Below are 22,479 nucleotides of genomic sequence, written 5' to 3'. Positions count from 1 at the left end.
AAGAGGCCCATGTATGTTGAAGGAGAATCCGCTGAGAAGAACATTCAGCGTATTGAACAAGATAATCGAGGTGACATCCGTTGTTATTCTCGTACTCGTGAGCCTGGTGGTGTTTTATTCAGTACTGCTGCGCTACGTGTTTAAAAGTCCCCTCGCCTGGTCCGAAGAGGTGGCGAGATACATGTTTATCTGGATGGTCTTCCTCGGCTTTTCTGTCGCGGAAAAGAGCGGCGACCATTTCAGGATCGAAGTCTTTATCGAGATGGTTCCCGCAAAGATAAGGCTTGTTATTGAAGTTCTCCTGAACCTTCTGATTTTCTATGCCCTGTTCGTGCTGTTCCAGGAGGGCCTCATTTATTACGACCAGGGCAAAAGCGGGTTGTCCACAATCCTCGAGATGCCCCTCAATTATATTTACATTGCCCTGCCTGTTTCCATGGTTCTAACCTTTCTGAACAGGCTCGATACTGCCCAGAAGCAGATACGAACCCTAATCGGAGACATTATGAGCGAAGCAGCGGAGAAGAGAGCAGGAGGAGACGGTAAATGACAACAGCACTTTTTATTCTGGTCGGATTTCTGGGCCTGATGATTCTGGGCATGCCCATCGGGTATTCAATGCTGGTTACGGCAATATTAACCCTTAAAACCTTTCATGAGGCTATTCCCCTTTCCATCGTACCACAGAGGATCTTTGCGGGGGTAAACAACTTTATTCTGCTGTGCATACCCTTCTTTATGCTGGCCGGGGAGATGATGGCCATAACACCGCTGTTTGAAAAGCTGATCAAGCTTTTCCGGGCTTTTCTGGGTCATGTAAGAGGCGGGCTCTCCCATGTGAATATCGTTGTAAGCATGTTTTTTGCCGGGATTACCGGCGCGGCCACCGCGGATACTTCTGCTGTCGGCGGACTACTTATCCCGGCCATGGAAAAAGACGGGTATACCCGCAGTTATGCCACGGCCGTAACCGTGAGCTCCTCCACCATAGGGGTGATCATTCCCCCCAGCAATCTGATGATTGTCGCGGCCCTGGCAACCAGCTCTTCAGTAGCCGTCCTCTTTATGGCGGGAATTGTTCCGGGGATACTCTCCGGCCTGGGGCAGCTGGTGGTCAGCCTGATCTATGCTAAACGCAAGGGCTTCCCCGCCGCTCACCGAATGAGCTGGAAGGATCGTGTACAGGTATTCTGGGCCGGGATTCCGGCCATCGGTATTCCCGTCATTATCTTCGGCGGAATCCTGGGCGGGGTTTTTACCCCCACCGAAGCCGCTGCCATGACGGTATTTTACGCTGTAATTGTGGGCATTTTTCTGCTGCGGAGTTTTCCCTCATGGTCACTTCTGTACAAAACCCTGCTAACGGTGGTGCAGCGCCTCGGGGCGGTAATGCTTGCCGTGGGGGCGGCCATGGTTCTGGGCTGGATCTTCGCAATCGCGCAGATTCCAATGGCCGTCGGTAACTGGATAACCTCGGTAACGACGAATCCGATCCTTATTACCCTGGGAATGCTCGCGACCTTTCTTATTATCGGTACCTTCCTGGATCCCCTGCCGGCCATCCTGATCTTTACCCCCATATTTCTGCCGATTGCCACCCAGATCGGCATGGGCAAGGTCCACTTTACGATAACCATGGTGTTCGGTTTTGTCATCGGTCTGATTACACCGCCGGTGGGGTCCTGTCTGTATGTGGGAGCGGCGATAAGCGGATTGCGGGTAGAGCAGTTTCTGCGGGATCTGATACCCTTCATCATCGCGATCTCACTGGTTCTGGTGCTGATCGCTTTTTTCCCGCCTGTTGTAGAATTTGTACCGAATTTATTGTTTGAATAGATAGGGGCAGCTGAACAACGTGATGGTAAAGAAAAGGCCACAGAGATGTCCATAAATCACTGTTGAGGAAGGTATCGTGGCCAGGGTAACGATCAAGGATATTGCAAAAGAACTGGGAGTCTCCTATACGACAGTCTCGCGGGCTTTAACAAACAGAGCCGGTGTAAAGCCGATTACGCGGGAACGTGTAGTGGAAGAGGCCAAACGCATGGGATACCAGCCAAATATCCTGGCCCGGGGTCTTGTCATGCAGCGGACCGATACGATCGGTCTGCTGGTGCCGGACATTACAAACCCCTTTTCCGCCGAGGTAGCCAGGGGCGTGGAAAACGCTGCCCAGGAGTTCGGCTATACTCTTATTCTTGGGGACACGAACTACTCTCCTGAACTGGAAAGCCAGTATATCAGGCGGCTTGGTTCCAACCGGGTCGACGGATTGCTCATAATGCCGGTTTCTTCCAATGCGAAAACTGAGGTACTGGATACGGGAATCCCGTCGGTAATTCTCAATACCAAGAATGCGGTGGATAGCACAAGTTTTGTCACAATCGATCACGAACTGGGCGGTTACCTGGCCACCAGGCATCTGCTCGAGCTGGGATTCAGACGTGTCGCCATTGTCGGCGGGAAAATAACCTCCGAGACCTATGAAGACCGCCTGGTGGGGTATAACAAAGCCTTAAAGGATTTCGGGATTCTCTATGACGCTGAGCTGATTTTCAGCGGGCCTGCCGTCTCAAACAGTGCCGCGCTGAAGAAGGCTGTGGCGAAGCTGCAGGGGGGGGAAGGCCCCGACGCGTTCTTCGCAGCCAATGATGTGATCGCCCTCGATCTGCTGCGGGCCCTCAAGGCTCTCCCCGACAGGCTGGGATCCGGAATCGGAGTAATCGGCTTTGATGATATTCCGATTGCCTCCTTTCCGGAGATTGAGTTATCAACCATGGCCCAGCCGAAGTATATTCTTGGCCGGACGGCGGTGGAGATCCTTGTGCAGAAAATAAATCCTGTTCAAGAAAACCATGCCCAGCACGTCATCCTGCCCCCGGAACTTGTTATCAGAAAAACGGTTCGAGAGTAATAAAGTTTCCATGGAAATGGACAAAGAATCAGAATAATCAGAGGAAGGAAAATATGCATTACAATACATTGGGTCCCCTTGAAGTCTCCTGCTTTACCCTCGGCACCTGGTCTTTTGCCGGAGGCGGCATCTGGGGCGACCGGGAAAAGAAGGAATCCGTCAGAATGGTGCATGCCGCCATGGATAAGGGCATCAATCTGATCGATACCGCCGAAGGTTACGGCGATGGGGTAAGTGAGTCGGTTCTGGGCGAAGCCCTGGAAAGACGTCGGGATAAGGTCCTCCTGGCTTCCAAGTTTATGCCTCAACGAATTTCCCGCCCCGAGGATATACGGACTGTTCTCGAAGAGAGTCTCAAGCGCCTTCGAACGGATTACATCGATCTGTACCAGCAGCACTGGCCTTTTACTGATGCATCCTTTACCCAGGCGGAGGCGGAAGGGGTGATCTCCCGTCTCCTGGAGGAAGGTAAAATCCGCCATTTCGGGGTCTGCAATTTCGGCCCTGCAAATCTGGCGGAGAGCAGTCTCCCTGTAATCAGCGATCAGATAGGCTACAGTCTGCTCTTCAGGGCCATCGAGTTTGAAATGCTCCCCTTTCTGCGGGAAAAGAAGCTCGGTGTGCTGACCTACAGCGCCCTCATGCAGGGACTGCTTTCCGGCAGGTACAGCTCTCCGGAGGAGTTCCCGGTTGGACGCAAACGAACGCGGCACTTTTCCACTGAGAACCCCAACGCACGGCACGGCGAAGCGGGGCATGAAGAGCTGGTATTCAGGACTATTGCTGCTCTTAAAAAAATAGCCGACGAGGCGGGACTCTCCCTGCCCCATTGCGGCATTGGCTGGGTTCTGGCACAGCCTGGAATATCCAGCGTGATAATCGGGTCGGGGAACGAAAAGCAGCTGGCGGATAATCTGCGTTACGTGGAAGAAGACCTGCCTGCGGATGTTGTCGACAGGCTTACCCGGGAGTCGCAGGAGCTGAAAAACGCCATGGGACCGAATGCTGATTTATGGCAGGGAGACAGCAGGATACGCTGATCCGGGGGCACCGGTTCAGAAGGACAGGGTTTTCCCAGCTGCCTGAAACTAGTATACTCTGGTTGTCAGGTCAATTGTTTGACCCGGCCTTATCCTGTAAGAGTGTGGAGAACGACATGCAGAAAACTGATCTGCCCTTCGGCAGCAGACATATCGCTCTGGAACTTCCAGACGAGGTAGACATCCTGAGTATGGGCAGTCCTGTCGCCCTGGACAATCCGGCTCAGAAAATTCAGGAGGCCCTGGACTCGTCCATCGGCGGCCCGGGAATCGACGAGATAATCCGAAAAAAGAAGGAGAAGATCGATGATCCAACGGCGGTGATCGTAATCTCCGATAATACGCGTCCTGTTCCATACACCGGGGATCAGGGAATCCTCTGGCCCCTCGTGGATCGCCTGTTGAAACAGGGGGTCAGGGCTGGAAAAATAACCGTTCTTGTGGCCACCGGTATGCACCGGGGGCTGACCGAGGCGGAAATCTCGAAGATGATCGATCCCCGGGTACTGGACGCCGGGGTTCAGGTGAAAAACCACAACTGCAAGAATGACAAGGGCCTGAGCTACCTGGGTACGACTGCCCGGGGCAGTGAAATCTACATCAACAGGTTCTATATGGAGAGCGATATACGGATCCTCACCGGCCTTGTGGAGAGCCACTTCATGGCCGGTGCGTCAGGGGGACGAAAATCGATCTGTCCCGGTCTCATCGGCGAAGAGAGCACCTTCGTGTTCCACGGAGCCCCCATGATGGCGCATCCGAACACCACGGACCTGCTTCTGGAGGGTAACCCCTGCCACGAAGAGTCCTTCGAGGTCGCCAGCACCGCCGGTACCGACTATATCGTCAACGTTACCCTGGACCATCAGTTCAAGGTAACCGGGGTATTCGCAGGAGAGCTGAAGGCTGCCCATGAGGCGGCGGTGGAGCATCTTAAGAGTTATACCGCCGTGCCCTACGAGGGGCAGTACGACATCGTGCTGAGCCACGGCGGTTTTGTGGGGATCAACCATTACCAGGTTGCCAAGGCGGGAACCGTGGCTGCCAGGATCATCAAGCCCGGGGGGCACGTAATAATGCTCGCCGACAATACCGATACCGATCCAATAGGGAGTCTTGCCTACAAGACGGTGCTTCAGATCCTTACTCTCAGCGGTCCCGAGGCGGTGGAAAAGATTCTTCTCTCTCCGGACTGGACCTTTATTCCGGAGCAGTGGCAGGTGCAGATGTGGACCCGCCTCTTCAAAAAGATTCCCATCGATCACTTTTACTATTACAGCCCCCAGTTCGGCGATGCCGAGTATGAGCTGACCGCAGGTTCCAGGTTATCTGAAATGGCGGGTATACCTGAATCTGCAGATCCGGAGGTCCTGGTGCCGAAGCTGGTGGCCGCCGGAATCGATAAACTGAAAGAGCTTTACACGGGGTCCGGCGAACCGCGGATCGCCTATCTGAAAGACGGCCCCTATGGAATCCCTCTATAGAAGGAGAAAACATGAAGATCATTATTTCTGTTGCAGGACAAGAACTTGAAGGCGAACTTTTCGATACCGCCCTTGGAAGGGAGGTTGCCGGCATTCTGCCCCTGAGCGGGCATGCATCCCCCTGGGGAGATGAGCTCTATTTCTCCATGCCCATATCTCCGGAGGTGGAAAAGCCCCAGATCGATATGGAGGTCGGAGATCTTGCCTACTGGCCCCCGGGAAACGCCTTCTGCATCTTCTATGGTCCTACTCCGGCCAGTACCGGTTCCAAACCCCGAATTGCCAGTGAAGGCGAAGTTTTCGGGCGGATCATCGGTGATGCCACGGTTCTGAAAGGATGCCGGGGCGGTAAGGTTGAAGTCAGGGCGAAATAAGGCCTGACATTTTCAGCTCAATTCCGGCCTGCCGTGATCAGAAGGAATACCTTCGGTGTGCGGTGGGCCGTTTTCTTTTCGGGGGACCTATGGAAGAAAAGGTGCGAATTCGAAAAAAGATCAGGGCCCTGCTGTCGGGTCTGCCGGAAGAAGAGAGGCACCGACAGGAGAAAGAGGTAACAGCTTCCCTTCTGAAGTCTCCCCCCTGGGAGACCTGTTGCTGGGTTTTTGCGTATCTTCCCATGGGGCATGAGTTTAACCTGGAGCCTGTTCTGGGGGCAGCCCTCGCCTCGGGTAAACGTCTTGCTCTTCCCAGGGTCGAGAGGAAGCACCTGCAGTTTCATGAGGTTCCGAACCTTGACGGCCCCTGGATTGTCCATTCCTACGGAATGCGGGAACCCGAAGCCGATTCTCCTGTGGTAAGGGCAGAGCAGGCGGCCGCGGAAGGGCTGCTGATTATAGTGCCGGGCCTCGCCTTTGACAGTCGGGGATACCGGATCGGTTACGGCGGCGGTTTCTATGATCGCCTGTTGTCGTCTCTGCCCGAATCCGTCGATACCGTCAGCTGTCTGTTCAGGGAACAGCTGCTCTTCGGACTGCCCGTGGAAGCCCACGACCGGCAGGTCAGAAGTCTTTTTGTTTCCGGGAAGGTTTAAAAAAACCGCTCAACCCTGGTGAGGGGAGCGGTTCCTTTTCTGCTGTTTCCTGGCGAAAGCCTCTTTATATATTCATAATAGTATATTCATGGATCTTTGTCAAGCTAAATGGATAAATTTATCCAAGAAAACATAATGGATATAATGGATGCTATCCGAGGCGAATGGCTTCAGACCCGTAATGTTCGGAAATCAGAAGTACAAAGGACCTGGATTCAACCCTGTAATATTCCTGACGGTTCAGGTCCTCCACCACATTTATATCCAGAATATCCGGGTTCATGGAGGTGTCGATTTTGCGCTGCCACACCTTGCCGGACGGCGGGTCGGGGATCTGAAAACGTACCTCTTCGCCGGTGGCGTTGAACATAAGAAAGAAGTCGTTATCATCCCTGTCCGCCTGGATATCCGCCTTGCTTCCGTCTATGAGCGCCGCCAGGATGTTTTTTTCCCGGTTCCAGTCCACGGGGGCGCATTTTTCGTCCAGCCAGGTAATATCGGGAAGTCCGTTCAGACTCAGGTCCTGTCCGGAGAAGAAGTTGGGCCGCATAAACGCCGGGTGGCGCCGGCGAAACTTGATCAGCTCCCTGCAAAAACGGTGGATCACGGGGTAGCGTTCAATCAAAGTCCAGTCATACCAGGATATCGGGCCGTCCTGGCAATAGGTGTTGTTGTTTCCCTTCTGGGTACGGCGGAACTCGTCGCCGCCGAGAATCATCGGCGTCCCGGTAGAAAGAAGAAGGCTGGCAAGGAAGTTCTTTATCTGCCGGGAACGGATCTGTTCGATGCCTGCGTCTTCCGTTGAACCTTCGACCCCGTAATTGGCGGAGTAATTTGCATTGTGGCCGTCCCGGTTGGCTTCGCCGTTCTCTTCGTTATGCTTCTCCTGGTAACTGACAAGATCGTTCAGGGTAAATCCGTCATGGGAGGTGATAAAATTGATGCTGTGAAAGGGTTTTCGTCCGTCCGAAAGATACAAATCCGAGCTGCCTGAAAACCGCATTGCCATGGCCGAGATTTTCCGGGGATCGTTTCTCCAGAACTGCCGCATATCATCCCGGAAGCGGTCGTTCCATTCCGCCCAGCGGCCTCCCGGAAAACTCCCCACCTGGTAGGCTCCGGCGGCATCCCAGGCCTCGGCAATAAGCTTGGTTCCCCGCAGTATAGGGTCTTCCGCTATGCGCTCGATAATCGGGGGATTCTCCAAAAGTCTTCCCTTCTGATCTCTTCCCAGGATGGAACCCAGGTCAAAACGGAATCCGTCGACATGCATCTCCATGACCCAGTACTGAAGGCAGTCAATAATAAAGTTTCGCAGGATCGGGTGGTTGCAGTTCATGGTGTTGCCGCAGCCTGAATAGTTTTTGTATCCCCTCCTGGTATCATCAAGTATATAGTAAATGCTGTTGTCCAGCCCCCGGAAGGAGATGGTGGGGCCCTCCTCGTTTCCTTCGGCGGTGTGGTTGAAGACTATGTCCAGGATTACCTCTATTCCCGCCGCATGGAGTTCCCGTACCATTTCCTTGAATTCCGTTACCTGCTGTCCCCGGCTCCCGGTTGAGGAGTAGCGGGCGGCGGGGGAGAAGAAGTTGATGGTGCTGTAGCCCCAGTAATTGGTCAGGGTCCTGCCGTTCAGGGGGTTCTTCTGAAGCAGCTCGTGGGGATTGTACTCCTGAATGGGAAGGAACTCGAGACTGGTTATGCCCAGGTCCCGGAAATAGGGGATTTTCTCGATAACTCCCCGGTAGGTGCCCGGGGCTGCGGACTCAGCGGAGGGGTGCTCAGAGAGACCAGCCAGGTGTGTTTCGTAGATTACGCAGTCCCGGAGGGGATAGTTGAGGGGAACATCCCCCTGCCAGTCGAAATAATCATTCACGACCACGCATCTGGGCATCAGATCGCGCTTCCACTTCTTCCAGGGGCGGTCGTGGGTCAGAGCCTTGGCGTAGGGGTCGATAAGCCACTTGTCGGGCAAAAAGCGGTGTCCCCTGTCGGGATCGAAGGGACCGTCCACCTGATACAGATAGAGCTGGCCTGTCCGTAGTCCCAATACATGAATATGCCAGACATCACCGGTACGGTTCTGCTCCGGATCCAGACGAATCACCTCTGCCGGTCCGGTATCTTCCGCTTCATCGAAGAGAAGCAGGCTGACGGCCGTCGCGTTTCGGGAAAAAAGGTTGAACTGGACTCCCCGGCCGGTCAGGGATGAGCCGAAGTGAAGGGGATGACCCGGCTCGGTGGTATGTTCGGGTGTATTCTGTTTATTCATCTTCCTGTCAGTATACTCAATAGACGGCGGCATTGCGGGAAAAAGAGTAAAAAAAGTGGGGGAATTTTTTGGTCTGCCCCCCGGGAGCTGCCCGTATCAGGCCTCCCTGGTATCAGGAGTATCCTTCAATCGTGAAAAGAGTGCCACCAGCCGGTTCGATGTTTCAATAAGATCCGAGAATCCATCGTTGGCTTCTTCGGTTTTTCCGTCATGAAGGTTCCGTACTATCTGCCGCAGGAGTTGATGTACCTGTTCATGGCTCTGTTTCAGCTCCGCGAATACGGGTTTGTCGCGGAAAAGGTTCTCCCCCTCGCTGTCAATCCACCTGCCCACATCGCAGCCGTGATGATCGGTCATCTCGGACAGACTGATTGTCTCGTTGCCCGCCAGGGCGCTCCCGACCCTGGATACCCAGCGGTGGTGCTGCAGAATATAGGTGGAAAAATCGATTTCCTCTGAGGCAGACTCGTCGTCCATCAGTTTGAAAAAACTGACCCGGGAGGCGAGCCTCTGTAATCCTTCGCTGTTGTGTATACCCGCTTCAGAGATATGTGCAGCCGCATCGGAGATCGCTCCTGCGCTCTGCAATACCTCCGATACGTCCTTCCCCACCGTATCCGCCGTCTTCTGCATGGAAATGAGGGAAGCGCTGATCTCCTCCGAACCGCTCAGGATCTCTTCTGATCCGAGTTTTATTTCTCCCGATACGCTCATGAGGGAAGCAACCGCAGACAGTATCTGACGGCTTCCTGCGGAGAGCTCCTGGGTGCTGTCGCTTATTTCGGCAAAGGAGTCCAGCATGCCGGATATACTGTTCTGAAGGGCGACAAAGGCCTCCCGGGAAGAACGGCTGGATTCCAGGGCGCTGTGGATGCTTGTAATGGTATTTTTCAGGCGACCGGAGATCTGGCCGGAGTTTTCCCTGGTGGATTCCGCCAGTTTTCGAATCTCCTCCGCTACCACGGCAAAGCCCTTTCCGGTTTCCCCTGCGTGGGCCGCCTCGATGGCGGCATTCATGGACAGCATGTCTGTCTGGTCAGCCACATGCTCAATAACGTCGATCATCTCCAGCATATCGTCGACGGAGGCGCTGATTTCGCTGATATATCCGTCCGTGGACGCCAGTTCCGCTTCTCCCCGTTCGGTCAGACGTGCCAGGTCCCGGGATGATTCCATACGTGCTTCGGTAACGGAGGCTACGCTCCGTATCGATGCTGCCATCTCCTCGATGGAAGCCGATGTCTGGGTAACTGCGCTCACCTGGTTGTCGATTCCCCGGGCGAGGTTGCGAATGGTTGCGGTAATCTCTTCGGTTGCGGTGCTGGATTCCGCCGCATTCGAACTGAGCCGGTGGGTGGCCAGCTGGAGTTTTCGTATTTCGCTGTTGATCCTGTTTGTAGCTGTCAGAATACTTTCTATCTGCCGTGTAAGATCTCCGGCGCTTGCTCTGCTCTCCGTAAGGGTTGCTCGTATACTGAGAGCCGCGTCCTGGAAATGCTCTATGGCGGTATCGAAGTTTGCGGCTATTGACCCGAGAAAGTCCCGGCTCTCCAGGGCGATTGAGTCTCTCAGGTCTCCGGGTCCGATACGCAGGGTTGCCTTCTGTATGCGGAGAATCCTGTTTCGCAATCTTCTTCCGATCAGGAGAAAAAGGAATAGAAGAGCAAGGGCTGCGACAAGGGCGGGAGCCAGCAGGCCGACAATGCTTAAACGGATTACCTGCATTACCTCTTCCCGCCCCCGGGATGCAAAAAGTTCATAGTCCCGGGTCAGGTTCTCCAGAGAGTTTACCGCCATTGTATGATCCACCTGGGTCAGGGCGTCCAGTTCACGGGTATTCATGGAAGATGTGTCCGTTGAAGCAAAGTATCTGGTTATCTGGTCGTATTTTCCAACCATGTTCCCCACAAAGTCGATCCGGGATACTTCATCCTCGGAAACTCCCTCCAAACCGCGGTACTCCTCCAGCAGTTCCAGGGCGTAGTCCACCTTTTCCTGCGCCGCCTCCAGATAGCGGGAATCCCTGCGGATAACGAAGTCTTTCAGGTTATGAATAATTCCGTCGTATCCCAGGCTTTGCTGTATACGGACAAACAGCTTCGTGCGCAGTTCCAGCTGCTTGTTGAGGCTGTTGAAACGTTTGTCCAGTTCCCGCAGATTGAGAAACTGCAGTACCAGGATGAGTACTCCCGTGGCACAGATTGCGCTTATAAGGATTACCACATAGGTTGTAATGGATGTTGTGTCCCGTTTTGCTGCCATAGTTGATAATACCTATATATTGAAAATTTGAATAGTGGGGATATTAATTGACAGTTCCTTCCCGGCGATTTACCATGAACCATGGCTACAGCCCATATTTTGAGCATTGATCAGAAACGACTGATCAGGCATCACCAGGTTTATATTCTCGGTGGAATTACAATCCAGAATCAACTTATGCGCGATCTTTTTCAGTACGAGCTGCAGCTGTATCCCGGCCTGAGCCCGGATATAAAGGCCTTTCCGGTCTCGTCAAATCTGAACGGAGGCCGCCGTCTGGTGCTTATCGACTGTCTTGAACGGGATATGGACAACTATCTGGCCGGACGGGAGCTGACGGATTATATTGTGCCCCATTTTCAGCTTGTGGCCTTCTTTAATCTGCTTCCCCACTGGGGCCGTGAGCGTGAGGCAATCAATCTGGGGGTTAAGGGCTTTTTCTACCGAACCGACAGTCTCGAAATCCTGGGGGAAGGAGTTTTTACGCTGTTTACCGAGGGGCTCTGGATACCCAGGGGAGCACTCTTTGAGCCCCTGGAGGATGAGGAGGGGGATGCGGAGGATTTGTATGATAAACTCTCTCTTCAACCTCCCAATATTCTGCTTACCAGGCGGGAGAAACAGATTCTCCATAACCTGGGTAGAGGGCTGCGGAATAAAAATATTGCAGAAGAACTGGGTATCGGAGAAGCAACCGTAAAGACTCATATCTACAACATCTACAAGAAGATCGGAGTACGCCGCAGGTCGGAGGCTGTTTTATGGGCCGTGCGGCACAACTGTCTGCATTAGAGGCGGATTTGGGATGATTTTTATGTGTTCAATATTTCCAATAAATTTGTATTATGTGTCGATATCCTGGCAATAGACCAGTTTCTAAGAAGAAAGTTGTATAAAAAAAGTGCAAATTTCATACTTTGGTCGTATATGTTGATACATAGAAACATGATAATTTCTTTTCAGATTAAAGAGTAAAAGTATATTTACATGTAGTATCCTGGAGTGAATAAAGTTCATGATAGTATAATACAGAATGTTCTGTAGACTTTAAGTGCTGATTCATAAAAGGTAAATAATTTTAAAAAGGTTTATTACAAAGAGGTTCCCAGGTAAAAAGGTGAAATGCTGTTTCTTGTTGAAAGACTCCCCTCGTTGAGGGGAGTCTTCTTTTTAAGTCTCCAGTTTGTGCAGCGTGGTCTTTTGGGTGTACCTTACCAGGTAGAGGGTCATTATCCAGGATAGGAAGAAAAATCCCGACATGGACAGGTAGACGGTGCTCAATCCATAGCGGTCGGCAAGAAAGCCGGATATGGCGGCGGCAGTAGATCCGACGGCGAATACCATGAAAAAATGAGCCCCGAATCCAAGGCCCCGTACCCGCGGGGGCATGTGCTTGGCAAGTATATAGTTCTGCACCGGCTGGGCTGAAAAGTAAAAAAAGGCGAAACAGATTGCAGATAGAAGAAGCGGCAGAGACCTGGTAAAGGACATCAACAGAACAAAGCTTCCTCCGGCAAACGAAATCAGGGTATATATTTTTTCCGGGCTTCTTCGGTCGATTATACGACCGGTGATGTATTGCCCTGCGGTTCCGGACAGGAGGCTTAAGGTTGCAATGATCCCTCCCACGCTGACCTTGTCGATGTCTGAGTTGCCCAGGGAGAAATTTTCCGCCATGTAGGCCGGCAAAAAGGTCATAATTCCTCTGTAGGCCATGCCGAGGGATGCCGCGGAAATAAAGAATGCAACCAGAAACATCTTTGAGGGCAGTTCTTCTTCCGCCGCCTCCCGGATATCGGGTTTACCGTCGGGCTCTCTTTTAATGCGGTCTTCAGGCAGGGTCAGGGAGTAAAAGGCCAGAAAGATTCCCACAAGGCCCGCCGCGAGATAGGCGGATTTCCACCCGAATCGGGCCCCCATGAGGGCCGCAATCGCCGGGGTCAGGGCCAGGCTCAGACTCCCGGAGATCCCGTGGATCCCGTAGGCCCTGCCCCTGTTCCGTACTCTGTGGCTTATCAGGGTATTGGCGGTTGGATGGTAGACGCTGCCTGTCAGACCGATGGCACCCATGACGATCAGAAAGGCGTAGTATCCATTCACAAGCACCACCGTCAGTGAAAGTATGCTGGTGCCGAAGAAAAAGAGGGAAATCAGCCCCTTGGAGCCGATTTTGTCGGTTATAAACCCCGCGGGAAGGGAGCCCAGGCCATAAGCATAGGAAAATACTGTTACCACGATACCTATGCGGAAGTAATCCACCCCGAAACTCAGCATGAGAAGGGGTATCAGGGGAGGGATGGCACCTTCAAAAAAGTGGGTAAAGCCATGACCTGCAATGGTAAGTCGTATTATCCTGCCTTCGGTCTTTGTGTATTCGTTCATTGGTGTCAGCGCATTGTATTCTGTTTTTCAGGTATTGTCCAACAAACTTAGACTCGGCCTATCTCCAGTAATAATCCCCGCTTTTTCAGTTCCCTTCGAAGTCCGGGCAGGTCCTCCCGGTGAATAAGGATTTTCCTGCCCGCGGCGGGACTTGCCAGCCGGGCAAGGGAGGGCTCCTCCCGAAGCAGGGAGAGGATGCTGGAATGATCCGGGACCTGAAAGACCAGATATCCTGATGCCTCTTCCAGACGGACAATACTGTTATCCAGGGATTCAAACATTTCCGTCCAGAATACAGGAACAGGTTCAATCGCCATGGTCAAAAGCCTGTCAATAATATCGCCAAGCTCCGCCTCTGTGGCGGCAGCCGCCAGTATCTGACTTCGGCCCAGCCGGAAAATCCCCGGGGCGATCTCGCCTGCAATCTCACGAAGAAACTTTTCTGCCCCAGGGGAGGATTCCCGGAGACTGACGATTTCTCCGCTGGCCGAGAATTCCAGCACCCGTCGAGGCTTCCATACGGGAACCTTCTCCTGTATCCCTGTAACATAGCGACCCCAGTCGGTCAGTCTGAACTTCGTGATTCCGGCCCAGGGGGTATAGGGGCTTTCGGATGTGCCGTAGCGGACCTCCAGCATACCGAGGAGAGACGCAGCGCCAAGGTAGTTCTGTACCAGGGGAAGCAGGCATGCCTCCCTGTAGAGCTCCGTAGTTTCCAGATAGCGCTGTTCCTCGTGAATACCCGAATCCCCCAGAAAGTTCCGGTAGTATCCCCGGGTTTCGAAGTAGACATAGTCCGCTGCATAATCGGGGTCCAGATAGTGTATAAGCTCCTCTGCTTTCGTCGCCCTGGAGATATACTCCCGGGCAGACCTCCAGGATGAACCGCCTTCCTGCTGCAGCATGGAAAAGAGCAGATGCAGGATCGGAGCTTTCCTCTTTCCCTCTCTTCCCCGCCTTGTGTGGGGACGATGCTTCAGATGAGGAAGCAGCAGTTCCCTGCCAAGGCTGTCGGTCTGCCCTGATATCGCTTCAGCCGTTATCCGGGCCGTCTGAAGGGGATCCACCGGACAGCCGGGCTCAAGAAGTGCCGCAAAGAGCTGTCCCGGCCACGATCGCCACTGAGGGTCGTCGGGAAACCCGGGGGGCATGGAGATCTGTGGTATCTCCCCTGCGGAGCGGCTGGCCACGCAGTGGGGGAGTTCCTCCTCTGTACTGAAAACCTGGGACATTGCTTCTCCTAACTCAGAATAAATTCCACATCGTCCCGGGTCAGGCTTTTGGGTATCCCGGAATCAGCGGTTATGACGGAATTGAACAGCTCCCGTTTGCGCTGCTGCAGCTCCAGTATCCGTTCCTCGATGGTCTCTTTCGTTATGAGCCGATAGGCAAAGACGGTATTACGCTGGCCGATGCGGTGGCTGCGGTCGATGGCCTGGTTTTCCGCCGCGATGTTCCACCAGGGATCGAGGAGGTACACGTAATCCGCCACCGTAAGGTTGAGACCCACTCCTCCCGTTTTCAGGGTCATGAGCAGGGCCTGTGATGTGTCGTCACTCTGGAACCGTTCCACAACCCCCCTGCGGTCCCGGGTCGCACCGGTAAGCAGAAGATAGGAGATTCCCATCTCTTCCAGGTCCGAGCCGAGGGTCTCCAGGGAGTCGAGAAAATTGGAGAAGACGATCGCCTTATGGTGGATAGCAAAAACGTCCTCCAGGCTCTCTCTCATGACTTCCCGTTTCGGGCTGGTTATTACCCCGGAGCTGCGGCTCTCGGGAACGGTGGCTATCTGCCTCAGTTCGGAGATCGCCTGCAGAATATAGAGCTGGGATTCTTCGATACCGTTCCGTTCCAGGCGTTCCCTGATGCTCCGGTAAAAGTAGTCCCTCCGGGATTCGTAGAGTCCCCGCTGGGTTTCCTCCATCTCGACGTAGAGGATCTGTTCCACCTTTTCCGGCAGGTCCCGGGCAACATCGGTTTTGAGCCGCCGGAGCAGGAAGGGGCTGATCTTTTTGCGGAGGTCCTCCGCGGTTACCTGGCAGGACTCCTTCTGGATGGGATTGGCGTAATCCCGCTGAAACTCCTTGGGAGAGCCGAACATACCGGGGTTCAGAAAGCGGAAGAGGGAATACAGTTCCATCAGGTTGTTTTCCATGGGGGTTCCGCTGATGGCCAGCCGGTGTTCCGATTCGAGGAGCAGCATGGCCCTGCTTATCCGGGAGCTCAAATTCTTGATGTTCTGTGCCTCGTCGAGGATGATGTAGCGGAATTTCCGTTTGCGAAGTTCCTGAATATCGTTCCGCACCACCGTGTAGGTTGTCAGGATTATGTCCGACTCCTCCGCGGATTCCCAGTCCCTGCCGGGCCCGTAACAGGTGCTGATCTGCAGCTGCGGGGCAAAGCGGGCGAACTCCCCCTGCCAGTTGAAGATCAGGGATTTCGGCAGTACCACCAGGGAGGGAAATCCCGGATCCGCGTGTACAAGGGAGAGAAGGGAGATGGTCTGTACCGTTTTTCCCAGCCCCATATCGTCGGCGAGGCAGCCGTTCAGACCCGTCCGGTACAGGTAATAGAGCCAGCGGTAACCGTGTTCCTGGTACTCCCGAAGGGTCCCCTGAATACGGGGAACGGGAACCGGTCTGGATTCAAGCTCGCTGAAGCCCCGGTAGATTCGTTCCGGTTCCACCGCGCCGGGACCTTCGAGGTTCTCATCTATGATCTCCTGCACCAGGGGCAGGTCGAAAAAGGAGAGGGTTACCTCGCCGTGGTTGATCTCTTTCAGCACCCGGCGCAGGCGCTCCAGGAATTTCTGATCGATAAGGGCCCGGCCGCCGCTGTTCAGGGGAATGAAGCCATTCTCCCGGTGCAGGTCCATCAGTTCCCCGGGAGTGAACCACTCGCCTTCCACAGAGATGTCGCACTCTCCCCGCAGAAGGTCGGCCCCTCCGCTCAGGCGCAGGTGCAGCTTCGGCCGGGAGCGGGTAACCCGGAAATGAGAGAGGTTCTCCGTCCCGAAAAAGAGGTAGCGGGTAAAAAGTCCGGGAAGCTCCTCCTCGATGAAGGCTTCGGCGAGCTTCGGGCCCAGACTGATTTTTGTATCGTCTACAAAAAAGCCGTCCGAGTCCTGGTGACGTTTCTGAAGTCGCTGTATCCGCCGCCTCAGGGAGGCGATGCCCTTGCGGATGTCCGGAATAAGAGCGGGATGGAAGGTTATGCACTCCTTCTGCCGGTCTATTTCGACAACCTGGGCAGTGTCGTAGGCGGTGAAGAAATCGGGAGGGTATCCCGGCCAGGTCAGGGTGAACTGCAGATGCAGAACCCCGTCCCGGTCCATTTTGGAAAAGATAATCCCCTCGGAAAGCTCCACGGCCCCGGCGCTGCGGATACTGTACTCCCTGAACCGCAGGGGAAGTCCGGGGAAATGGGTCCGCGTCAGCGACAGGTAGCGGTGAAGGTCCTCTTCGCGGATTATGGTCCCCAGATGCCGGATACTGCGGAATCCCGGTCCCATGGGGGGCATCTGGTAGAGTATGTTTCCGTCCAGGATACAGCTTTCGGCAATCCCCTGGGGGAATCCCAGGGGCCGATCCGCGGCGTCCACAAGGCGGGCGGAATAGGGGCCCGGACCGGATATACGGACCGCGATCTGTTCCTCCCGGATCTCCAGGGGAGTTCCCCCCGGAAGGTTCAGGCTGCCGGTTGCGGCGGCCAGGGGGATAAGCCCCGGATGCCGGCTCAGGGAGAATCCCCTTTTTCGATCATTGTCCCATTCCAGGCTGAGTTCTTCCCTTCGACGAATATCCTCGCAGACTGCAAGGAGGTCCCGCCAGGGACCGGCGTAGGACCGGGCGGCGGGAGGGTCAATCTCCTCATCCCCCGAGTAGAAACTGAGCCGCGGTTCTCCCGGAGGGGGAACGAACACGCAGCGCAGGTCCCGGGGCGGACGTGCCGGCAAGGGAAGGGTTGAACTCTGTTTAAAGGCATCAAATAGGTCACTCATCAAGGCTGACCATAGTATCATGCTGAACAGGGACTGGAAAAGCGCCCTTTCCGGGAGTATTCTTAGTGTATGCTCCCTCTTTCGTACTGGGATATTCGCGATCCCCGGGTCCTCGAAGCGATTCGTATCGTTCCGCGGGAGCGCTTTGTTCCTCCCCCCCTTGTCGATGAGGCGGAAGAGGACCGGCCCCTGCCTATCGGGAAGGGACAGACCATCAGTCAACCCTATATCGTGGCGTATATGACCGAGGCCCTGAAAATCGATCCGCAGAACCGGATACTGGAAATCGGTACCGGCTCGGGGTACCAGGCGGCAGTACTCTCGGTACTGGCGAAGAGGGTCTACAGCATGGAGCGGATCGCTGAGCTTGCTCTCAGCGCCGGGGAGAGACTCGAGACTCTGGGCTACTCGAATATCATGGTACGTCATGGCGACGGGTTCTCGGGCTGGCCGGAGGAGGCCCCTTTTGACCGTATAATGATTACCGCCGCTGTCAGGTCGGAACCTCAGGAGCTTATCGGGCAGCTGAAACCGGGGGGAATCATGCTGTTTCCCCAGGGGGGACGGAGTATGCAGTATCTGATCCGGATTCTTAAGGATTCCCGGGGAACCTGTACACGGGAGAGGCTGTGTCCGGTCGTCTTCGTTCCTTTTGTTCGTGGAATGGCGTGATTACGGATTTTGCGGCGCCTTGACAGACACAGTGCTGGGTATATACTCAGGCACATGGACCAGCCCATCAAGCACGAACTGACCTTCCATCATGTGACCAGTGTTTTTTTCCGATATATGAGCTTCTGTAAACGATCCCTGACTCCGGATATGAGTTACCTGAAGAATCACGATTCTCCGGAACCCGTCCTGCTGACCCTGGTGGCACTGGGCGGTTACCTGTCCGGGGATGAACGAAGCGACGTTGTGGATTACCAGGGTGAGATGCTCTCTCTTTCCAGCTATATGATCAACGCGATTGAAAACGGCTGCAATCCCGAAAACCCGGGATACTGGGGAGCTGGACCGCGGAGTACGAAACGGTCCCCCGAGTTTGCCGCCCTGGTGGCTTTCGCCGCCTGGTCCTGCCGTTCTCTGCTGTTCCGGCGGCTTTCCAACCGTTCCATTCAGCTCTTCGAGCAGTGGCTCGAAACAGAAGGACGCGTATCGGTAAAGAAAAAGAGCTACCGGAGCCTTGCGGTGGCACTGAATCATGTGGCCCGCAGGGGCATGGGTCTGAGACATGATCCCAAGGTGATAGATGCGGCCTTCGAAAGCCTGGAACGCTGTTATCTGGACCAGGGCTGGTTTGCCGACGGCGGCAGAGGGGCAGACAATTTCGATGATTCCATCAGCTGGCGATACTTCAGCCTGCTTGCTGCCGTGCTTCATGTCGAGGGGGGCAAAAAGTCTCCCCGCTATCAGCTCTGGGGACCGCGACTGCGCAAGGACCTGCGGGATTTACCCTATCTCTACGATTCCAGCGGGAGGGGTCCCGGCTACGGAAAGGAATCGCCGGGGCTTCTGGCGGGAATCGCAGGCCCTGTGGCGGGGTATCTTGCCGGGGTCTGGCCGGGGAAAAGCGGAGTGCTCAAACGACTGGTTCGGCTGGCACTGCAGTCCGGACTGGAAGCAGGGGAAAAAAGCGCTGATTTTTCTGCTATAGCCGATTACCGCGCCATGCAGACCCTGGGTTTTCTCCTGATGATTCCGGAGAAGGACAGCTTCTGGAGTATACAGGAGGAAGCACTGCCCATAGAGAGGGGAGACTTTGTCCATTTTATTCCCTCCCCGGGCTGGCTTGTCCACGGAGCAAAATCCGGCGATCACGTCCAGCTCATTAACGGAGGGTCCCGGCGGAACAAGCGGCAGCGGGGCGGCGATACGATAAGTCGATACGGCAAGTTCAGCTATTCCGGTATTATGGGTTTTGTAGCTGGTGCAGGGCCGAAGGAACGGGTTTTCTGCTGCGATAATACCCTTTCTGCCAGCGGCGATAAAAAGAGCTGGAGCCACAGGGACAGGATCGATTCCTTCAAGCTGGTTGCCGACCGGGTTCTGCTGACCAGCATGCATCTGCCTGTAGCCTCTGATGGCGGTGCTTCGGGCACCCTGAAGGTGGATACCCTGCTTGTTCCCCTCCGGTCCGGAGCCCAGGTCCGGATCCACCGGATCCGCAGGGCCGGTTTCGGCGGCGGGGCGGTCAACCTGCGGGAAGGCGGCTATGCCCTCGGTCTGGAAGCGGATGATTCAGTGGAGACGGTTGCCAGCGGGCAGCTGGCCATGGTGGAAGGCCCCCGGGGGTTTTCCATTGTCAGGATTCTGGGGGGGTACAGCTTTGCAGCCATCTCCCAGGGCTACGAGGGACGCAAGGAGGGGCATACCCTTTCCTCCTCCTTCCTGCTCCCCAGGGTGGAAACGGTTCTGCGTTCCCGGGAGACCCAGTTCCTCGTACTTTTTGTACATGCCGGAACCGATCCGGAGAACCTGGACAAGGGTGATTCCATCAGTTTCAGCCGTAAAGGGGACAAGGTTTCCCTGCTTTCGGGAAACAAGGTTTTTTTTGAATACGATTTCCAGAGTTCATAGCCTGAAGCCTTATTCTTGAGTATATTAATAATAAATAGCCCGCACAAGGAGTTTAAGATGAGGAGATTTATCTTGATACCGGTGCTCCTGCTTGTGGCGGGAGCCGGTATTGTTGTTCAGGGAGTCGATATGGAGAATAAACCTCAGGCCGAAGCTGTTATCGGAGGCGGATGTTTCTGGTGTGTCGAGGCTGTCTACGAACGGATAGACGGCATTACATCTGCTGTTTCCGGCTATGCCGGGGGAACGGTGGAGAACCCGAGCTATGAACAGGTTAGCGCCGGAAGGACCGGCCATGCCGAAGTGGTCAAGCTGACCTACGATCCGAATGTGATCAGCTACCGCGAGATCCTCGATCTCTTCTTTACCGCCCATGATCCCACGACGGTGAACCGTCAGGGCGCGGATGTGGGGCCCCAGTACCGTTCCATAATTCTCTATACGGATGAAGAGCAGCGCCGGATTGCGGAAGAGGCGAAGGCCGCGGCGGGAAAGAACTTCGACAGACCCGTGGTCACCCAGATCGTTCCCCTCAAGACCTTCTACCTGGCCGAAGAATACCATCAGGATTACTACGACAATAACCCCTTTGCCGGATACTGCTCCTATGTTATCCAGCCGAAGCTGCGGAAACTCGGCCTTGAGTGGCGCTCGATTAAATAGAGCAGCTTGAAAAACGTGGTATTTTCCCCATCTCTAAAATCTCCTTGACCTCTATCCTCTTCCGTCGTTAGCATTGAAGTAAACGCACAACGACGGAGGAGATATGAGTAAACCCGAAGATAATCCCGCCCTGGACTGCATATTCGGCAGGCGCAGTATCCGAAAATATACCGGGCAGCCGGTGGAAGATGAAAAAATTGAAATCCTTCTCAAAGCCGCCATGGCCGCACCCTCCGCGGTAGCAAAAGACCCCTGGCGTTTTGTACTGGTCCGGGACAGGGAAAACCTCCGCAATCTCAGCCGGGGGCTTCCCAACGGAAGGTTTCTTTCCGATGCGGCTCTGGGGATTGTTGTATGCGGCGACCGGAACGCCGCCCACGGAGGACTGGAAGGCTACATGGTTCAGGATTGTACGGCGGCCCTGGAAAACATGCTCATCGCAGCCCATCAGCTCGGTCTTGGAACCTGCTGGCTCGGGATATATCCCAGAGAGGAGCGGCAGAAACATATCGCTGATGTGTTGAAGCTTCCGAAGGGGGTAGAAGCCCTGGCTGCTGTTGCAGTCGGTTATCCTGGGGAAGAAAGGTCTCCCAGGACGCGGTATAAGGAGTCCTTCGTTCATTATGAGACCTGGTGAATCCCCTATATGGAACAGCATGCCTTATAGGGAACACTTGGCAAGAGTTCCAAAATAGGGTATCAGTGATATACTGATTAAAACTGAACAGGAGGTTTGTATGTTAAAAATTCGACCCCAGGATGAGTGTCGTTATGCCTGTGTTTCCCTTGGAGAAATCATGCTGCGCCTTGATCCCGGTGACGGCAGAGTCCGGACTGCCCGTTCTTTCCAGGCCTGGGAAGGCGGCGGGGAATACAATGTAACCAGGGGCCTGCGCAAGTGCTTCAATCTTCCCACGGCGGTGGTTACCGCCTTTGCCGACAACGAGGTTGGACATCTTATTGAAGATTTTATCATGCAGGGCGGTGTGGATACGGGCTTCATCAAATGGGTCCCCTATGACGGGATCGGCCGCAATGTCCGCAACGGTCTCAACTTTACCGAGAAGGGCTACGGCCTGCGGGCCGCCCTGGGTAATTCCGACCGGGGCAATACCGCCTCCAGTCAGCTGAAGGCCGGGGATATCGACTGGGAAGAGATTTTCGGCAAGGCGGGTTCCCGCTGGTTCCACACCGGGGGTATCTTTGCAGCCCTCTCCGAAACGACTCCCGATGTGGTTATCGAAGCCATGAAAGCTGCCAAGAAGCATGGAACCATCATCTCCTACGACCTGAACTATCGGCCCTCCCTGTGGAAAGGAATCGGGGGGAAAGAAAAGGCCCAGGAAGTAAACCGGGAAATCGCGAAATACGTGGACGTAATGATAGGAAACGAAGAGGACTTCACCGCCAGCCTTGGATTTGAGGTAGAGGGGGCGGACGAAAACCTTACGGTGCTTCCCATTGAAGGCTACAAGAAGATGATTGAAACAGCCATCAAGACCTATCCCAACTTCAAGGTTGTCGCCACGACCCTGCGGACGGTACACTCCGCCAGCGTCAACGACTGGGGTGCCCTCTGCTGGCATGATGGTGAGATTCACGAGGCGGAGCACCGGGAAAAGCTGGAGATCTACGACCGGGTAGGCGGAGGCGACAGTTTCGCATCCGGACTGATCTACGGTTTCCTGGCCTTCAACGATGCAGCCCAGGCTGTCGAGTATGGTGCCGCCCACGGTGCACTGGCCATGACCACCCCGGGAGATACCTCCATGGCGACCCTGAAAGAGGTGGAACGGATCGTCGGCGGCGGAAGTGCCCGGGTAATCCGCTAGATTCCTGAGGGTGATTCGCT

18 protein-coding genes are annotated in these 22,479 nt (G+C 54.7%); 13 read left to right on the top strand and 5 right to left on the bottom strand.

Translation table 11 applies throughout. The features are described 5' to 3' along the window. The first annotated feature begins 13 nt into the window (after positions 1-13). The 7 genes from B4O97_RS04485 (at position 14) to B4O97_RS04455 (ending at position 6,468) form a co-directional block, all read left to right on the top strand. Positions 14-550, top strand: a complete 537-nt coding sequence (locus B4O97_RS04485; RefSeq protein ID WP_083048729.1) for a TRAP transporter small permease — start codon at positions 14-16, stop codon at positions 548-550. Next, positions 547-1,836, top strand: coding sequence for a TRAP transporter large permease (locus B4O97_RS04480; RefSeq protein ID WP_083048728.1), 1,290 nt, complete (start codon positions 547-549; stop codon positions 1,834-1,836). The genes B4O97_RS04485 and B4O97_RS04480 overlap by 4 nt, the downstream gene beginning before the upstream one ends. A 76-nt stretch (positions 1,837-1,912) precedes the next feature. Next, on the top strand, positions 1,913-2,914 hold the full coding sequence (locus B4O97_RS04475; protein ID WP_083048726.1) for a LacI family DNA-binding transcriptional regulator: 1,002 nt from the start codon (positions 1,913-1,915) through the stop codon (positions 2,912-2,914). A gap of 53 nt (positions 2,915-2,967) precedes the next feature. After that, the gene (locus tag B4O97_RS04470; protein WP_083048725.1) at positions 2,968-3,954 is read left to right on the top strand and encodes an aldo/keto reductase; all 987 of its coding nucleotides are present in this window, start codon (positions 2,968-2,970) and stop codon (positions 3,952-3,954) included. A gap of 116 nt (positions 3,955-4,070) precedes the next feature. Continuing rightward, positions 4,071-5,438 (top strand): lactate racemase domain-containing protein, encoded by a 1,368-nt coding sequence (locus tag B4O97_RS04465; RefSeq protein WP_158084151.1) that lies wholly within the window; start codon positions 4,071-4,073, stop codon positions 5,436-5,438. A gap of 11 nt (positions 5,439-5,449) precedes the next feature. Then, a complete protein-coding gene (locus tag B4O97_RS04460; RefSeq protein ID WP_083048722.1) occupies positions 5,450-5,812 on the top strand; it encodes a cyclophilin-like fold protein in 363 nt (120 codons plus the stop codon). Positions 5,813-5,901: 89 nt separating this feature from the next. Further along, entirely contained in the window at positions 5,902-6,468 is a 567-nt protein-coding gene (locus B4O97_RS04455) for a 5-formyltetrahydrofolate cyclo-ligase (protein WP_143305539.1), read from the top strand. Positions 6,469-6,619: 151 nt separating this feature from the next. Here the strand turns inward: B4O97_RS04455 and glgX are convergent, their stop codons facing one another. Both glgX and B4O97_RS04445 read right to left on the bottom strand, forming a co-directional pair. Next, on the bottom strand, positions 6,620-8,740 hold the full coding sequence (gene glgX, locus B4O97_RS04450; RefSeq protein ID WP_096348839.1) for a glycogen debranching protein GlgX: 2,121 nt from the start codon (positions 8,738-8,740) through the stop codon (positions 6,620-6,622). A 96-nt stretch (positions 8,741-8,836) separates the two neighbouring features. Beyond that, the gene (locus tag B4O97_RS04445; RefSeq protein ID WP_083048719.1) at positions 8,837-11,002 is read right to left on the bottom strand and encodes a methyl-accepting chemotaxis protein; all 2,166 of its coding nucleotides are present in this window, start codon (positions 11,000-11,002) and stop codon (positions 8,837-8,839) included. An 81-nt stretch (positions 11,003-11,083) separates the two neighbouring features. On the opposite strand from B4O97_RS04445, the gene B4O97_RS04440 reads away from it, so the two are divergent. Continuing rightward, positions 11,084-11,794: a response regulator transcription factor gene (locus B4O97_RS04440; protein WP_083048717.1), complete on the top strand. Its 711-nt coding sequence runs from the start codon at positions 11,084-11,086 to the stop codon at positions 11,792-11,794. Positions 11,795-12,172: 378 nt separating this feature from the next. Here B4O97_RS04440 and B4O97_RS04435 read toward each other — a convergent pair whose 3' ends face one another. Genes B4O97_RS04435 through B4O97_RS04425 form a run of 3 tightly spaced genes read right to left on the bottom strand, consistent with a single transcriptional unit; the run spans position 12,173 to position 17,384 of the window. Next, positions 12,173-13,384, bottom strand: a complete 1,212-nt coding sequence (locus B4O97_RS04435; protein ID WP_083048716.1) for an MFS transporter — start codon at positions 13,382-13,384, stop codon at positions 12,173-12,175. Positions 13,385-13,431: 47 nt separating this feature from the next. After that, complete coding sequence (locus B4O97_RS04430) at positions 13,432-14,616, bottom strand: hypothetical protein (RefSeq protein WP_083048714.1); 1,185 nt, start codon at positions 14,614-14,616, stop codon at positions 13,432-13,434. Positions 14,617-14,624: 8 nt separating this feature from the next. Then, positions 14,625-17,384: a DEAD/DEAH box helicase gene (locus tag B4O97_RS04425; protein WP_143305537.1), complete on the bottom strand. Its 2,760-nt coding sequence runs from the start codon at positions 17,382-17,384 to the stop codon at positions 14,625-14,627. 69 nt (positions 17,385-17,453) lie between these two features. On the opposite strand from B4O97_RS04425, the gene B4O97_RS04420 reads away from it, so the two are divergent. The 5 genes from B4O97_RS04420 (at position 17,454) to B4O97_RS04400 (ending at position 22,459) form a co-directional block, all read left to right on the top strand. Then, positions 17,454-18,056: a protein-L-isoaspartate(D-aspartate) O-methyltransferase gene (locus tag B4O97_RS04420; protein WP_083048711.1), complete on the top strand. Its 603-nt coding sequence runs from the start codon at positions 17,454-17,456 to the stop codon at positions 18,054-18,056. A 54-nt stretch (positions 18,057-18,110) separates the two neighbouring features. Next, complete coding sequence (locus B4O97_RS04415) at positions 18,111-19,964, top strand: DUF2264 domain-containing protein (protein WP_083048710.1); 1,854 nt, start codon at positions 18,111-18,113, stop codon at positions 19,962-19,964. Positions 19,965-20,021: 57 nt separating this feature from the next. After that, on the top strand, positions 20,022-20,627 hold the full coding sequence (gene msrA, locus B4O97_RS04410; protein WP_233142909.1) for a peptide-methionine (S)-S-oxide reductase MsrA: 606 nt from the start codon (positions 20,022-20,024) through the stop codon (positions 20,625-20,627). Positions 20,628-20,730: 103 nt separating this feature from the next. Then, complete coding sequence (locus B4O97_RS04405; RefSeq protein ID WP_083048708.1) at positions 20,731-21,264, top strand: nitroreductase family protein; 534 nt, start codon at positions 20,731-20,733, stop codon at positions 21,262-21,264. A gap of 100 nt (positions 21,265-21,364) precedes the next feature. Beyond that, a complete protein-coding gene (locus tag B4O97_RS04400) occupies positions 21,365-22,459 on the top strand; it encodes a sugar kinase (protein WP_083048707.1) in 1,095 nt (364 codons plus the stop codon). The last annotated feature ends 20 nt before the right edge of the window (positions 22,460-22,479 follow it).

It is taken from the genome of Marispirochaeta aestuarii, from assembly GCF_002087085.1.
Taxonomy (GTDB): Bacteria; Spirochaetota; Spirochaetia; order JC444; family Marispirochaetaceae; genus Marispirochaeta; species Marispirochaeta aestuarii.
This window is presented reverse-complemented; position numbering and strand designations above follow the sequence as displayed.

What these genes read in the sequence shown, in the direction of transcription:
- B4O97_RS04485 (WP_083048729.1), top strand. Translation starts at nt 14, where the DNA reads ATGTTGAAGGAGAATCCGCTGAGAAGAACATTCAGCGTATTGAACAAG.
- B4O97_RS04480 (WP_083048728.1), top strand. Translation starts at nt 547, where the DNA reads ATGACAACAGCACTTTTTATTCTGGTCGGATTTCTGGGCCTGATGATT.
- B4O97_RS04470 (WP_083048725.1), top strand. Translation starts at nt 2,968, where the DNA reads ATGCATTACAATACATTGGGTCCCCTTGAAGTCTCCTGCTTTACCCTC.
- B4O97_RS04465 (WP_158084151.1), top strand. Translation starts at nt 4,071, where the DNA reads ATGCAGAAAACTGATCTGCCCTTCGGCAGCAGACATATCGCTCTGGAA.
- B4O97_RS04460 (WP_083048722.1), top strand. Translation starts at nt 5,450, where the DNA reads ATGAAGATCATTATTTCTGTTGCAGGACAAGAACTTGAAGGCGAACTT.
- B4O97_RS04455 (WP_143305539.1), top strand. Translation starts at nt 5,902, where the DNA reads ATGGAAGAAAAGGTGCGAATTCGAAAAAAGATCAGGGCCCTGCTGTCG.
- glgX (WP_096348839.1), bottom strand. Translation starts at nt 8,740, where the DNA reads ATGAATAAACAGAATACACCCGAACATACCACCGAGCCGGGTCATCCC.
- B4O97_RS04445 (WP_083048719.1), bottom strand. Translation starts at nt 11,002, where the DNA reads ATGGCAGCAAAACGGGACACAACATCCATTACAACCTATGTGGTAATC.
- B4O97_RS04440 (WP_083048717.1), top strand. Translation starts at nt 11,084, where the DNA reads ATGGCTACAGCCCATATTTTGAGCATTGATCAGAAACGACTGATCAGG.
- B4O97_RS04435 (WP_083048716.1), bottom strand. Translation starts at nt 13,384, where the DNA reads ATGAACGAATACACAAAGACCGAAGGCAGGATAATACGACTTACCATT.
- B4O97_RS04430 (WP_083048714.1), bottom strand. Translation starts at nt 14,616, where the DNA reads ATGTCCCAGGTTTTCAGTACAGAGGAGGAACTCCCCCACTGCGTGGCC.
- B4O97_RS04425 (WP_143305537.1), bottom strand. Translation starts at nt 17,384, where the DNA reads ATGAGTGACCTATTTGATGCCTTTAAACAGAGTTCAACCCTTCCCTTG.
- B4O97_RS04420 (WP_083048711.1), top strand. Translation starts at nt 17,454, where the DNA reads ATGCTCCCTCTTTCGTACTGGGATATTCGCGATCCCCGGGTCCTCGAA.
- B4O97_RS04415 (WP_083048710.1), top strand. Translation starts at nt 18,111, where the DNA reads ATGGACCAGCCCATCAAGCACGAACTGACCTTCCATCATGTGACCAGT.
- msrA (WP_233142909.1), top strand. Translation starts at nt 20,022, where the DNA reads ATGAGGAGATTTATCTTGATACCGGTGCTCCTGCTTGTGGCGGGAGCC.
- B4O97_RS04405 (WP_083048708.1), top strand. Translation starts at nt 20,731, where the DNA reads ATGAGTAAACCCGAAGATAATCCCGCCCTGGACTGCATATTCGGCAGG.
- B4O97_RS04400 (WP_083048707.1), top strand. Translation starts at nt 21,365, where the DNA reads ATGTTAAAAATTCGACCCCAGGATGAGTGTCGTTATGCCTGTGTTTCC.